The sequence below is a fragment of the Cellulomonas fengjieae genome (assembly GCF_018388465.1).
GTDB classification, from domain to species: domain Bacteria; phylum Actinomycetota; class Actinomycetes; order Actinomycetales; family Cellulomonadaceae; genus Cellulomonas; species Cellulomonas fengjieae.
Genome location: NZ_CP074404.1, coordinates 2153230 through 2165265, shown reverse-complemented (window position 1 = coordinate 2165265; position 12036 = coordinate 2153230). Strand labels below are relative to the sequence as shown.

Genomic DNA, 12036 nt, shown 5'->3' with positions numbered 1-12036 from the left:
GGTTACCGGTTCGGCACGTTCGCGACGCCGTCGGGCAGGATCCGACGGCCCAGGACGCGCTCGGAGTAGCCCGTGCGGTCCAGGTACGGCGTGATGCCGCCCAGGTGGAAGCCCCACCCGGCGCCCAGGATCATGCACAGGTCGATCTGCTGCGGGGTCGCGACGACCCCCTCCTCGAGCATGTGCCCGACCTCCACCGTGAGGGCGGTCAGCACGCTGTCCAGAACGCCGGCCTCGTCGAGCGGGGTGCCGTCGCCCTCGCGGGAGCTGTCGAACACCGCCTGGATGGCGGGGTCGACCGGCTTCGGCAGGCCCTTGGCCTTCGCGGGGAGCACCACGGTCGTGCCGTCGGCCACCAGCTTCTCCAGTCCGGGGGAGCGCGGGAACCGGTCGCCGAGCGCCTCGCGCAGCGACGTGAGCACGTGCAGTCCCACGGCCGGCCCGACGAGGTCGAAGAGCTCGAACGGCGGCATCGGGAGGCCGAGCGGACGCAGCGCGCGGTCGGCGACCTCGACCGGGGTGCCGTGCTCGACCGCGTCCACGATCACGCCGAGCAGCAGCACGAGCAGGCGGTTGACGACGAAGCCGGGCCGGTCGGCCACCAGGACGGCCGTCTTGCGCAGCGTGGCCGCCACGGCGAACCCGGTGGCGAGCGCCTCGAGCGACGTGCGCTCCGCCTGCACCACCTCGACCAGCGGCATCGCCGCGACGGGGTTGAAGAAGTGCAGCCCGACGACCCGCTCGGGGTGCTGCAGGTCGGCCGCCATCGCGGTCACCGACAGCGCCGACGTGTTCGTCGCGAGGATCGTCGTGGGCGAGACCACCGTCTCCAGCTCCGCGAAGACCTTCTTCTTCAGGTCGAGGATCTCGGTGACCGCCTCGATGACGAGGTCGCACGCGGCGAACTCGGCGAGGTCCGTGGTGCCGTGGATCGAGCCGAGCAGGCGCGCCCCCGCGGGCTCGCTGATCCGGCCGGTCGACGTGAGCCGCTCGACCGAGGACCGGACCGCGGCGAGCCCCTTGTCGACCCGCTCCTGGTCGAGGTCGCGCATGACGACGGGGACGCCCAGCCGCTGCGCGAACAGCATGGCGATCTGTGCGGCCATGAGTCCGGCGCCGACGATGCCCACCCGGGTGACCGGCTGCGCGAGCGAGCGGTCGGGTGCGCCGACGGGCTTCTTGCCCCCAGAGACCAGACCGAACGCGTAGACCGACGCGCGCATCTCGTCGCTCATGATCAGGTCGGCGAGCGCCTCGTCCTCGGCCGCGAACGCCTCCTCGCGGCTCGCCGTGCGCGCCGCGGCCACCAGGTCGAGCGCGCGGTACGGCGCGGGGCGGGAGCGGTGGATGACCGCGTCGAGGCGCTGCCGCGCCGCCGCCACGGCACCGTCCCAGAGCTCGGCCGGGTCGAGCTCGCGCCGGGGGACGACGATCTCGCCGGTGACCACCCCCGCGGCCCAGCGGATGGACTCCTCGAGGAAGTCCGCGGGGTCGAGCACGATGTCCATGAGCCCGATCGTGGTGGCCTCCCCCGCGGCGAACGGCTTGTTCGCCGCGGGGCGCGCGAGGATGACGTCGAGGGCCTTCTCCACGCCGACGAGCCGCGGCACGACGTACGCGCCACCCCAGCCGGGCACGAGGCCCAGCCCGGTCTCGGGCAGCGCGAGGGCGCGGACGTCCGACGCGACGGTCCGGTAGTCGCAGTTCAGCGCCAGCTCGAGGCCGCCGCCCAGCGCGATGCCGTTGACGAACGCGAACGTGGGGACGCCCATCGAGTGCAGGAGCTCGTAGGCCGCGTGGCCGCCCTGCCCGAGCAGCAGCGCGCCCTCGCGTCCGGGGACGGAGCCGAGCTGCGTCAGGTCGGCCCCGGCGGCCAGGAAGTACGGCTTGCCGGTGACCGCGACGGCCGCGACCTCGCCGGCCGCGACGCGCTCGCGCACGGCGGTCAGCGTCGCGGTCAGCTCCGCGATGCCCTGCGGACCGAGCGTCGTCGGCTTGGTGTGGTCCAGGCCGTTGTCGATGGTGATCAGGGCGAGCATCCCGGCGCCACCGGGCAGCGGGACGTCGCGGACGAGGGCGTGGCTGACGCGCTCGGTGCGGGGGCTGTCGGTGCTGGCGGTGCTCACTTGTCGTCCCCCTCGAGAGGCTCGTAGTCGGCGTGGTGCGGGTTCTCCCAGATGACGGTGCCGCCCTGGCCGAGCCCGACGCACATAGTGGTCAGGCCGAAGCGCACGTCGGGGTTCTCCTCGAACTGGCGGGCGAGCTGCGTCATCAGCCGCACGCCGGAGGAGGCCAGCGGGTGCCCGACGGCGATCGCGCCGCCGTACTGGTTGACGCGGGGGTCGTCGTCGGCGATGCCGAAGGCGTCCAGGAAGGCGAGCACCTGGACGGCGAACGCCTCGTTGATCTCGAACAGGCCGATGTCCTCGATCGACAGGCCGGCGCGCTCGAGCGCCTTGACCGTCGCGGGGACGGGGCCGATGCCCATGATCTCGGGCTCCACGCCCGCATACGCGAACGTGACCATGCGCATGCGCGTGGGCAGGCCCAGCTCGGCGGCGGTGTCCTCGGCCGCGAGCAGGCAGGAGGCGGCACCGTCGGTGAGCGGCGCGGCGGTCCCGGCGGTCACGCGACCGCCGGCACGGAACGGCGTGGCCAGCTTCGCGATGGCCTCGACGGTGGTGCCGGGCCGCGGGGGCTCGTCCGCGGTGGCCAGGCCCCAGCCGTGCTCCGGGTCGCGCAGCGCGACCGGGACCAGGTCGGGATCGATCTTGCCGGCGGCAAGCGCCGCGGCGTACTTGTCCTGGCTGGCGACGCCGTAGGCGTCGGCCCGCTCGCGCGTCAGGGCCGGGAACTTGTCGTGCAGGTTCTCCGCGGTGACGCCCATGTTGAGGGCGTCGTTGGCCACCAGGCGCTCCGACAGGAACCGCGGGTTCGGGTCCGCGTCGAAGCCCATCGGGTGGTGCCCCATGTGCTCGACGCCGCCGGCGAGGGCGACGTCCTGCGCCCCGACCCCGATGGCCGCGGCGGTGCTGGTCACGGCCGTCATCGCTCCCGCGCACATCCGGTCGATGGCGTACCCGGGGACCGAACGGGGCAGGCCGGCGAGCACGCCGACCGTCCGGCCCAGCGTCAGCCCCTGGTCGCCCTGCTGCGTGGTCGCCGCGATGGCGACCTCGTCGATGCGCTCCGGGGGGAGCTCGGGATGGCGACGCAGGAGCTCGCGGATCGTCTTGACCGACAGGTCGTCGGCGCGGGTGTGGGCGTAGAGGCCGTCCTTGCGCGCCCGGCCGAACGGGGTGCGAACCCCGTCGACGAAGACGACGCGGCGGACGAGGGGTGCGGGTCGCGCGGCAGGGGTGGGCATCGAGCCTCCAGGGGGACGGCGGTGTCCGACGAGCACGCGAGAGCGGCCCGTGACGGCCGACGGTACCCGGCTACCCCGAGGAGAGCCAGCCCAAGCTACTCCTGAGTAACATCCGCTCCGGAGCCCGGCAGCGCCGCGAAGGCGGCGGCCAGCCGCTGGGCGACCAGCTCGACCTGCCAGGGCCGCGCGCCGCCGGCCCGGAGGAACTCCGCGATCCCGTCCGCGTCGAGCACCGCCGGCGGGGTCCAGCACAGTCGACGCAGCAGATCCGGCTGCAGGAGGTTCTCGGCCGGCACCTCGTGCTCGGCCGACAGGCCGGTGACGACCTCCCGGGCGGCGACGAGCCGGGCCGCGGCCGCCGGGTCCTTCTCGGCCCAGGCGCGCGGCGGGGGCGGGGCGTCGCTCTTGGGCCCCCGGACCGACGGCAGCTCCGACTCGGGCAGGGCGAGCGCGCGGTCGATGGCCTGCTGCCAGAGCACCGCCCGGCGGCGGGTGCCCTTGCCGGCGAACGAGGGCAGCGCGGTCAGCGCGCCGACGCTGCGGGGGAGGGCCTGGGCGGCGGCCACGATGGCGTGGTCGGGCAGCACGCGACCCGGGGAGATGTCCCGCGTGCGGGCGTTCTGGTCGCGCGTCAGCCACAGCTCGCGGACGACCGCCAGGCGGCGGGCGTCCCGGATGGCGTGCAGGCCGGACACGCGGCGCCACGGCTCGACGCGGGGCGGCGCGGGAGGAGCGGTGCGGACGGCCTCGAACTCCTGCGCGGCCCACTCGGCCTTGCCCGCGACGGCCAACCGCTCGGCCAGCACCTCGCGCAGCTCGATGAGCACCTCGACGTCGAGGGCGGCGTAGCGCAGCCACTCGCTGGGCAGCGGCCGGGTCGACCAGTCGACGGCGGAGTGCTCCTTGGCCAGACCCAGGCCCAGGGCGTCGGCGACGACCGCCGCCAGTCCGACCCGGTCGAGACCGAGCAGGCGCGCGCCGAGCTCGGTGTCGAAGACGCGGCTGGGCCGCAGACCCTGCTCCGCGAGACCGGGCAGGTCCTGCGACGCGGCGTGCAGCACCCACTCCACGCCGACCAGCGCCTCCGACAGCGACGACAGGTCCGGCAGCGCGATGGGGTCGATCAGCGCGGTGCCGGCGCCCTCGCGCCGGAGCTGCACCAGGTAGGTGCGCTGGCCGTAGCGGTAGCCCGACGCGCGCTCGGCGTCCACGGCCACCGGGCCGGTACCGGCGCCGAACGCCTCGACCACCGCGGCCAGGGCCTCGGGCGTCTCGACGACGGGCGGGATCCCGTCGGCGGGCTCGGTGAGCATGACGACCTCGGGGGTCGTCTCGACGGGGGTCTCGACAGAGGTCTCGACGGACGTCTCGCGGGTGCTGCCGTCCGGGGTGGTGGGCGGCGCGGATGCCCCTTCCGGGGCGCCAGGGGTCACCTCGGGTCGCATGAGGACACGTTAAGCGACGACGGGGACGCTCCCGTGCAGGCCGCGCGGGCAGCGACTACTTCGACCGCGGCGGCTGCGTAGCGGCCCGCTCAGGACAGCACGCCGCCGCGGATGGACATGGCGACGAGCTCCGCGCGGTCACCTGTGCCGAGCTTGCGAGAGATGCGTGCCAGGTGGCTCTTGACGGTGAGCGCGGACAGGCCGAGGTCCTCGCCGATCAGGCGGTTGGTGCGGCCGTCGGCGACGAGCTTCAGGACGCTCAGCTCGCGCGCGGTCAGGTCGGGCAGCGGCGGCGGCGGCGCCGCGACGACCGGCGCGCGCGGCAGGCTGGGGACGGTCGCACCCGCGACGACCCCGCGCAGGCCGCCCTGGAGCAGCACACCGACCTCGGGTCGGCTCGCGCGGCGGGTGAGGACCACGACGCGTGGGGCACCGCGACGACGCAGGTTGCGCACGAGGGGGGCGCCGTCGCCGTCCGCGACCTCCGTCACCACCACGCACATCTGGGTGGGCGCCGGCGGCGACACGCGCGCGCCGGCTGCGGACGAGCGGTGCTCGGGCCGTCGCGCCGGGGCAAGGTCTCGTCGCAGCGGCTCGATCGTCACCCCTGCGTCATCGGCAGGCACCTCGGTCGACTTGAGGGTGCACCGGTTGCTCATCGCTGCAGCATCCGGGCCCGTGCGCTCAGCGCCTGGGCCCGAGGGCGACGACACCGTCGGGGAGCGGTTCGAGGCCCGCCGCGGTGCACAGCAGGGTGGCCCAGGCCTGCAGGTGCGGGCCCAGGTCCTCGTCGGAGGCGGTCCACGAGGCGCGGATCTCCAGCTCGGTCTGCTCGGAGCGGCGCTCGAGCGCACCGAAGCTCTGCGACAGGACCCGGGTGACCGTGCCGCCTGCCGCGTGGGTGTCCAGGCCCGACTCCTCGAGGGCGTCCGTGAACCAGGTCCACGCCACCTCGGCCAGCATGGGATCGGCGCCGACCTCGGCCTCGAGCGTCGCCCGGACGAGCGTGACGAGGCGGAAGTGACCGTCCCACGCCTCCTGACCGGCCGGGTCGTACAGGACGACGAAGCGGCCGGACGCGAGCTCGGCCGCGGCCACGGACCGCCGCGCGGTCCGCACCTCCGCGGTGAGGGCCGCCGAGAACGGTGCGATGCGCGCCGGACCGGGCACCTCGTCGAGGATCACCTCGGGCCGGACCGTCACCTGCCGCAGGGAGCGCAGCGCACTGACGAACTCGACGGGGACGTCCTCCGGACCAGCGGGTGTCACGCTGTGGAGCGTACGCACGGGCGTGCCGTCTCGGCTTCCGGCACGCCGACTCCGACGTGAGCGCTCCGCACTAGGCTGTGGCCGCACCCAGAACCCCCGGACGCCTCCCCAGCCGCCCCGCGCCCGCGCGTGCTCACCACGCGCAGGACACCGTCACGGCGGCGGTACGGCCGGGCCGTCGATCGAAGGAGCCCTCCCCGCATGGTCGCCTCAGGAACCGCCACCGGAACAGCGCAGATCGGCGTCACGGGGCTGGCGGTGATGGGCCGCAACCTCGCCCGGAACTTCGCGCGCAACGGTTTCACCGTGGCGGTGCACAACCGGTCCTACGCCAAGACCCAGTCGCTCGTGGCCGACCACGGCGAGGAGGGCACCTTCGTGCCCTCGGAGTCGGTCGAGGACTTCGTCGCCTCGCTCGCGCGGCCGCGCAAGGTCGTCATCATGGTCAAGGCCGGCGGCCCCACGGACGCGGTCATCAACGAGCTCGTGCCCTTCCTCGAGGAGGGCGACATCGTCGTCGACGCCGGCAACGCGCACTTCCCCGACACCATCCGCCGGGAGGCGGCGCTGCGGGAGAAGGGGCTGCACTTCGTCGGCTCGGGCGTCTCCGGCGGCGAGGAGGGTGCACTGCTCGGACCGTCGATCATGCCCGGCGGCACCCGGGAGTCGTACGAGTCGCTCGGCCCGATCCTGGAGAAGATCTCGGCCAAGGTCGACGGGGTGCCCTGCTGCACCTACGTGGGCCCGGACGGCGCGGGGCACTTCGTCAAGATGGTGCACAACGGCATCGAGTACGCGGACATGCAGCTCATCGCGGAGGCGTACGACCTGCTGCGCCAGGGGCTGGGTGCCTCGGCCGCGGAGATCGGGCAGATCTTCGCCGACTGGAACACCGGGGACCTCGAGTCCTTCCTCATCGAGATCACCGCGGACGTCCTGCAGCACGTCGACGCGGAGACCGGCTCCGCCTTTGTCGACATCGTGCTCGACCAGGCCGAGCAGAAGGGCACCGGTCGCTGGACCGTGCAGAACGGGCTCGACCTCGGCGTGCCGATCACCGGGATCGCGGAGGCCACGTTCGCGCGCGCGCTGTCCGGCTCCGTGCCGCAGCGCGCCGCCGCCGTGGGCGTCCTGCCCGCGCACACCACCGCGTGGGACGTCACCGACCGCGACGCGTTCATCGAGGACGTGCGGCTCGCGCTGTACGCCTCCAAGGTGGTCGCGTACTCGCAGGGCTTCGACCAGATCGCCGCCGCCAGCGCCGAGTTCGGCTGGGACATCGACCGTGGCGCGATGGCGCGCATCTGGCGCGGCGGCTGCATCATCCGGGCGCGCTTCCTCAACCGCATCACCGAGGCGTACGAGCGCGACGCGAACCTGCCCCTGCTGCTCGCCGACGAGTACTTCACCGGCGCCGTCGGCAACGGCGTCGAGGCCTGGCGCCGGATCGTCGCGGGCGCGGCGCTGCACGGCGTGCCGACCCCGGCGTTCTCGTCGTCGCTCGCGTACTACGACGGCGTCCGGGCGGAGCGGCTGCCCGCCGCGCTGATCCAGGCGCAGCGCGACTTCTTCGGGGCGCACACGTACCGGCGCACCGACAAGGACGGGACGTTCCACACGACCTGGTCGGGCGACCGCACCGAGCAGAACGCGTGAGCGACGTCCGCCCCGGAGCCCGGTCGGGCCCGCTGCAGCCCGTCATCCTGGGCGCCGACATCGGCGTGTACGCCCTGGCGCGGTCGTTCCACGAGGCGTACGGCGTCACGTCCGTCGTCGTCGCCGGTGCGGCCCTCGGCCCGGTCGCGCACTCGCGCATCGTCCGGCACGAGATCGTCGCCGACGGGCACGACCCGCGCCAGCTCGTCGACCGCCTGGTCAGCGTCGCGCGGTCGATGCCCGACCGCCGGCTGCTGCTCATGGCCAACTCCGACTGGCTCGTCCGGGTCGTGGTGCAGCACCGCGCGGTGCTCGAGCAGCACTACGTCGTGCCGTTCCTGTCCGAGCAGCTGCTCGACCGGATCTCGGACAAGGCGACGTTCGCGGAGATCTGCACGGACCTCGGCATCTCGGTGCCGCGCACCCTCGTGCAGGAGTTCGGCTCGGCCGAGCCGTGGGAGGCCGTCGCGGTCGACCTGGAGTACCCGCTGATCGCCAAGGCCGCGAGCAGTGCGGACTACCAGGACGTCGAGTTCGAGGGCAAGAAGAAGGTCTTCGAGATCGCCACGCCCGAGGAGCTGGACTGGCTGTGGGGCGCCCTGCGTGACGCCGGCTTCCGCGGTCGCTTCGTGGTGCAGGAGCTGGTGCCCGGCGACGACACCCAGATGCGGTCGGTCACCGCCTACGTCGACACCCACGGCGAGATCACGCTCCTCTGCGCGGCGCACGTGCTCCTCGAGGAGCACACGCCCTCGGGCCTGGGCAACCCGGCCGCGATGATCACCTACCGCGACGACCCCATGCTGGAGCAGGCGCGGACCTTCCTGGCCTCGACCGGCTACCGGGGCTTCGCCAACTTCGACGTCAAGGTGGACCCGCGCACCGGGAAGTTCCGGTTCTTCGAGGTCAACCCGCGGATCGGCCGGAACAACTACTACGTGACCGCCGCGGGGGCCAACCCCATGCGGTTCGTGGTCGAGGACGCCGTCGAGGGGCGCTCCATCCCGCCCGTGGTCGTCGACAAGGAGATCCTCTACTCCGTCGTCCCGCACAGGCTGCTGCTGCGCTACGTGCGCGACCGGGGGCTGGCCGCGCGCGTGCGCCGGCTGATCAGGGCCAAGGCGGTCGCCCGACCGCTTGCGTACCCGGGCGACCTGTCCCCGCGCCGGCGCCTGTACGTCGCGATGGCGCTGGTCAACCAGGTGCGCAAGTTCCGCCGCTACTACCCCGAGGTCACGTCGACCGGATTCTGACCCTCTTCCCCGGAAAGACCACGCAAAAGCGCACCAGAACGATAGTGTCTGGCGGGCTTGGCCCGGTCGTGTGGATGGCGAGGAGTGTGTGGTGCGGAGACTGCTGCGTCTGTTGGCTGTGGCCCTGGCGCTGTCCGTGACAGGCCTCGGGTTCGGTGCGGGGGTCGCCGCTGCGGCGGATCCCGTCGCGGATCTTCGTGCGTTCGTCGAGGCCGGATTCCGCGGGACGACGGACGCGGAGTACAGGGCATGGGCGGAGTTCCTGGCGACGTCCACCGACAGCCCGGTGACGGGTCGAGCAGCGACGGATGCGTTGGCGGGGACCGATGTGCAGCTGCGGGCCTTCGTCGACGGGGGTTACCTCGCCGCGTGGCACGCTGACGAGCGCCTACGGCTGGCGCGCGTCCTCGACGCGGCGACCGGTCCGGCGGTGACGGCCGGCGTGCAGGCGGCCCTGGCCAGCAATGACCCCCGGGTGTGGTCCGAGTTCCTCACGACCGGACTGCCGCTCGCGCAGTACGCCGACGACCGCCTGGAGGTGGCGCGCGTGCTCGACGCGGCGACCGGTCCTGCCGTCAGGGCCGGCGCGCAGGCGGCCCTGGCCAGCAATGACCCTCAGGTGGTGTCCGCGTTCCTGTCGACGGGCCTCGCGCAGGCGCAGTACGCCGACGACAGGCTGACCGCCGCCACGATGCTGACCGGTGGCGTGAACAACAGCGGTCCGGCGCTCGACGCGGCGGCACAGGCGGCGCTGTCCGGCACGGCCTCCGACCTTCGCCAGTTCCTGCTCACCGGCCAGTTCACGGCGCGCGCGCTCGACGCGGCTGCTGCTGCGGCTGCTGCACCCGCGGCCCCGGCCCATGCTGTTGCTGCACCCGCGGCCCCGGCCCATGCTGTTGCTGCACCCGCGGCCCCGGCCCATGCTGTTGCTGCACCCGCGGCCCCGGCCGATCCGTCGGTCGCGGCGCCGCGTGCTGCCGTCGCCGAGCGCTCTGGCCCTCTGCTCGCCGCCACGGGGCCCTTCGCCGAGGCGCCCATGGCGATGCTCGCCGCCGCCGCGGTCCTCGGTGGCGCCGGTCTGGTCGTCGTTGCCCGCCGGCGCCGTCGGGCCTGAACCCCTCCAGAGGCCGCGGGACGTTCACGGCGTCGGCAGGAGCAGCTCGGCGACGAGGCCACCGTCAGGTCGTGGCTTCAGGAGGAGCTGACCGCCGTGGTGCTCCGCGACGGCGCTCACCACGGTCAGGCCGAGGCCGACGCCACCGCCGCCCGCGGTCCGGTCAGCTGACCCCCGCCGGAACGGCAGGACGAGATCCTCTGCGGCTCCCGGCGCAACCAGCGGGCCGGTGTTCTCGACGACCATCCGAGCGACACCCTCCTCGACGGTCAGCCGGACCACGACCCGGCCGTGCGGCACGTTGTGGTGCGCGGCGTTGTCCACGAGGTTCGCGGCAGCGCGCGCCAGCAGGTCCGGCTCGCCGGGAACTGTCGCGGGCGCGAGGTCGACCTCCCACGCGAGGCCGTCGTCGGGCGAGCGGACCTGCTCCACGACCTCGGCGACCGTCGCTCGCAGATCCACCGGGCTGGGCAGTCCGGTGGCCTCGCCCGACTGCGCGCGGGTGAGCAGAAGCAGCGCGTCGATGGTGCGGGCCGCACGACGGCTCTGGTCGAGCGCGGTCGTCGCCGCCGCCCGCAGCTCGTCGGGCCCGGCCTTGGGGTCGGCGAGCGCGACATCCAGCGCGGCCTGCTGGTTCGCCAGGGGAGTGCGGAGCTCGTGGGACATGGTGGCCACCAGGCGCCGCTCCGACGTCACCGTGGTCTGCACGCGGCCGAGCAGGGCGTCGAACGTGTCCGCCAGGGCGCGCAGCTCGTCGCGCGGACCGCCCAGCGCGATGCGTTCGTCGAGGGAGTCGGCGGAGATGCGCTGCGCGCGCGCCGTGATGGTGTGCACGGGGGCGAGGAGGCGACCCGCGACGACCCAGCCGATCCCCACGGACACCACTGTGACGAAGGCCAGGGCGAGCCACGAGCTCTGGAGGAGCTCGCCTGACCCGTGCGTGCGCTCGTCGTCGCGGAGCTCGGGCGGCACGGGCGGTGGGCCGTCGTCGTCCGCGCCCGGCGTCATCTCGGTCGTCACGCTGCCGGAGCGCACCTCGCCGCCGGTGACCAGCCCGTAGACGAGGGTGAGCAGCACCGCGCCGGACAGCGCGACGATGACGGTGTAGGCGATGGTGAGCCGCCAGCGGACGCTCAGCGACCTTGTCACGCGATCACGCCATCACTCGATACCCCGCGCCACGGAGCGTCTCGACGAGCGGGGGATCGCCGAGCTTGCGGCGCAGCCCGACCATCGTGACCCGGACGGCGTTGGTAAACGGGTCGGCGTTCTCGTCCCACACGCGGGCCAGGAGGTCCTCGGCCGACACCACGGCACCGGCCGCGCGCAGCAGCTCGACGAGGACCCCGTACTCCTTGAGCGTGAGGTCGACCGGCCGACGGTCACGTGTGACAGCGCGCCGCGCCACGTCCACCCGCACACCGGCCACCTCGAGGACGGGCGGCTGTGCCGGGGCCGTGCGGCGAGCGAGGGCGCGCACGCGGGCGAGGAGCTCCGCGAAGGCGAACGGCTTGGCCAGGTAGTCGTCCGCGCCGAGACCGAACCCGTCGACCTTCTCCTGCAGCCCGCCGGCGGCGGTGAGCATGAGGATCCTGGCCGTCGAACCCGACGCGAGGAGCGCCCGACACACGTCGTCACCGTGCACCACCGGGAGGTCGCGGTCGAGCAGCACCACGTCGTACGGGTTGAGCGCCGCGAGCTCGACGGCCGTGCCGCCGTCCATCGCGACGTCGGCGGCGTACCCGGCCCTGCGCAGGCCGCGGGCCAGGGCGTCGGCCATCACCTCTTCGTCCTCGGCCACCAGTACCCGCACCGGACACCTCCGTCCCGGCCCGTGCGAGGGGCCGTCCGCGCAGCATCGGTCCTGTCGTGTTCAGCCAGCGTAAAGCCGTGCACCTGCTGCGGAGCCGGACCCAACGCTGCCCGAATCGG

The 12036-nt window shown here is 73.8% G+C and carries 10 protein-coding genes; 3 read left to right on the top strand and 7 right to left on the bottom strand.

Going from position 1 to position 12036, the window contains the following annotated elements:
- Nucleotides 1-2 precede the first annotated feature (2 nt).
- The 5 genes from KG102_RS10025 to KG102_RS10005 form a co-directional block, all read right to left on the bottom strand.
- On the bottom strand, nucleotides 3-2126 hold the full coding sequence (locus KG102_RS10025) for a 3-hydroxyacyl-CoA dehydrogenase NAD-binding domain-containing protein (protein ID WP_208289085.1): 2124 nt from the start codon (nucleotides 2124-2126) through the stop codon (nucleotides 3-5).
- Nucleotides 2123-3367 (bottom strand): thiolase family protein, encoded by a 1245-nt coding sequence (locus KG102_RS10020; protein WP_208214376.1) that lies wholly within the window; start codon nucleotides 3365-3367, stop codon nucleotides 2123-2125. The genes KG102_RS10025 and KG102_RS10020 overlap by 4 nt, the downstream gene beginning before the upstream one ends.
- A gap of 95 nt (nucleotides 3368-3462) precedes the next feature.
- Nucleotides 3463-4680 carry an HRDC domain-containing protein gene (locus tag KG102_RS10015; protein ID WP_243884254.1) on the bottom strand — a complete coding sequence of 406 codons (1218 nt, stop codon included), beginning with the start codon at nucleotides 4678-4680 and terminating at the stop codon, nucleotides 3463-3465.
- A 221-nt stretch (nucleotides 4681-4901) separates the two neighbouring features.
- The gene (locus KG102_RS18985) at nucleotides 4902-5471 is read right to left on the bottom strand and encodes a response regulator transcription factor (RefSeq protein ID WP_307802489.1); all 570 of its coding nucleotides are present in this window, start codon (nucleotides 5469-5471) and stop codon (nucleotides 4902-4904) included.
- Between the two features lie 25 nt (nucleotides 5472-5496).
- Nucleotides 5497-6081: a DUF3000 domain-containing protein gene (locus KG102_RS10005; RefSeq protein WP_208214374.1), complete on the bottom strand. Its 585-nt coding sequence runs from the start codon at nucleotides 6079-6081 to the stop codon at nucleotides 5497-5499.
- A gap of 201 nt (nucleotides 6082-6282) precedes the next feature.
- Between KG102_RS10005 and gndA the strand changes: the two genes are divergently transcribed.
- The 3 genes from gndA to KG102_RS09990 all read left to right on the top strand — a co-directional run bounded on the left by gndA (nucleotide 6283) and on the right by KG102_RS09990 (nucleotide 10104).
- Nucleotides 6283-7737 carry an NADP-dependent phosphogluconate dehydrogenase gene (gene gndA, locus KG102_RS10000; protein WP_208214373.1) on the top strand — a complete coding sequence of 485 codons (1455 nt, stop codon included), beginning with the start codon at nucleotides 6283-6285 and terminating at the stop codon, nucleotides 7735-7737.
- On the top strand, nucleotides 7734-8990 hold the full coding sequence (locus tag KG102_RS09995; protein WP_208214372.1) for a carboxylate--amine ligase: 1257 nt from the start codon (nucleotides 7734-7736) through the stop codon (nucleotides 8988-8990). The genes gndA and KG102_RS09995 overlap by 4 nt, the downstream gene beginning before the upstream one ends.
- Nucleotides 8991-9081: 91 nt before the next feature.
- Nucleotides 9082-10104 carry an ALF repeat-containing protein gene (locus KG102_RS09990; protein WP_208289087.1) on the top strand — a complete coding sequence of 341 codons (1023 nt, stop codon included), beginning with the start codon at nucleotides 9082-9084 and terminating at the stop codon, nucleotides 10102-10104.
- Between the two features lie 24 nt (nucleotides 10105-10128).
- On the opposite strand, the gene KG102_RS09985 is transcribed toward KG102_RS09990, so the two are convergent.
- Together KG102_RS09985 and KG102_RS09980 are read right to left on the bottom strand one after the other, a co-directional pair.
- The gene (locus KG102_RS09985; protein ID WP_208214370.1) at nucleotides 10129-11253 is read right to left on the bottom strand and encodes a sensor histidine kinase; all 1125 of its coding nucleotides are present in this window, start codon (nucleotides 11251-11253) and stop codon (nucleotides 10129-10131) included.
- Nucleotides 11254-11257: 4 nt separating this feature from the next.
- Entirely contained in the window at nucleotides 11258-11917 is a 660-nt protein-coding gene (locus KG102_RS09980) for a response regulator transcription factor (RefSeq protein WP_208289088.1), read from the bottom strand.
- Nucleotides 11918-12036 lie beyond the last annotated feature (119 nt).

What these genes read in the sequence shown, in the direction of transcription:
- gndA (WP_208214373.1), top strand. Translation starts at nt 6,283, where the DNA reads ATGGTCGCCTCAGGAACCGCCACCGGAACAGCGCAGATCGGCGTCACG.
- KG102_RS18985 (WP_307802489.1), bottom strand. Translation starts at nt 5,471, where the DNA reads ATGAGCAACCGGTGCACCCTCAAGTCGACCGAGGTGCCTGCCGATGAC.
- KG102_RS10015 (WP_243884254.1), bottom strand. Translation starts at nt 4,680, where the DNA reads ATGCTCACCGAGCCCGCCGACGGGATCCCGCCCGTCGTCGAGACGCCC.
- KG102_RS10020 (WP_208214376.1), bottom strand. Translation starts at nt 3,367, where the DNA reads ATGCCCACCCCTGCCGCGCGACCCGCACCCCTCGTCCGCCGCGTCGTC.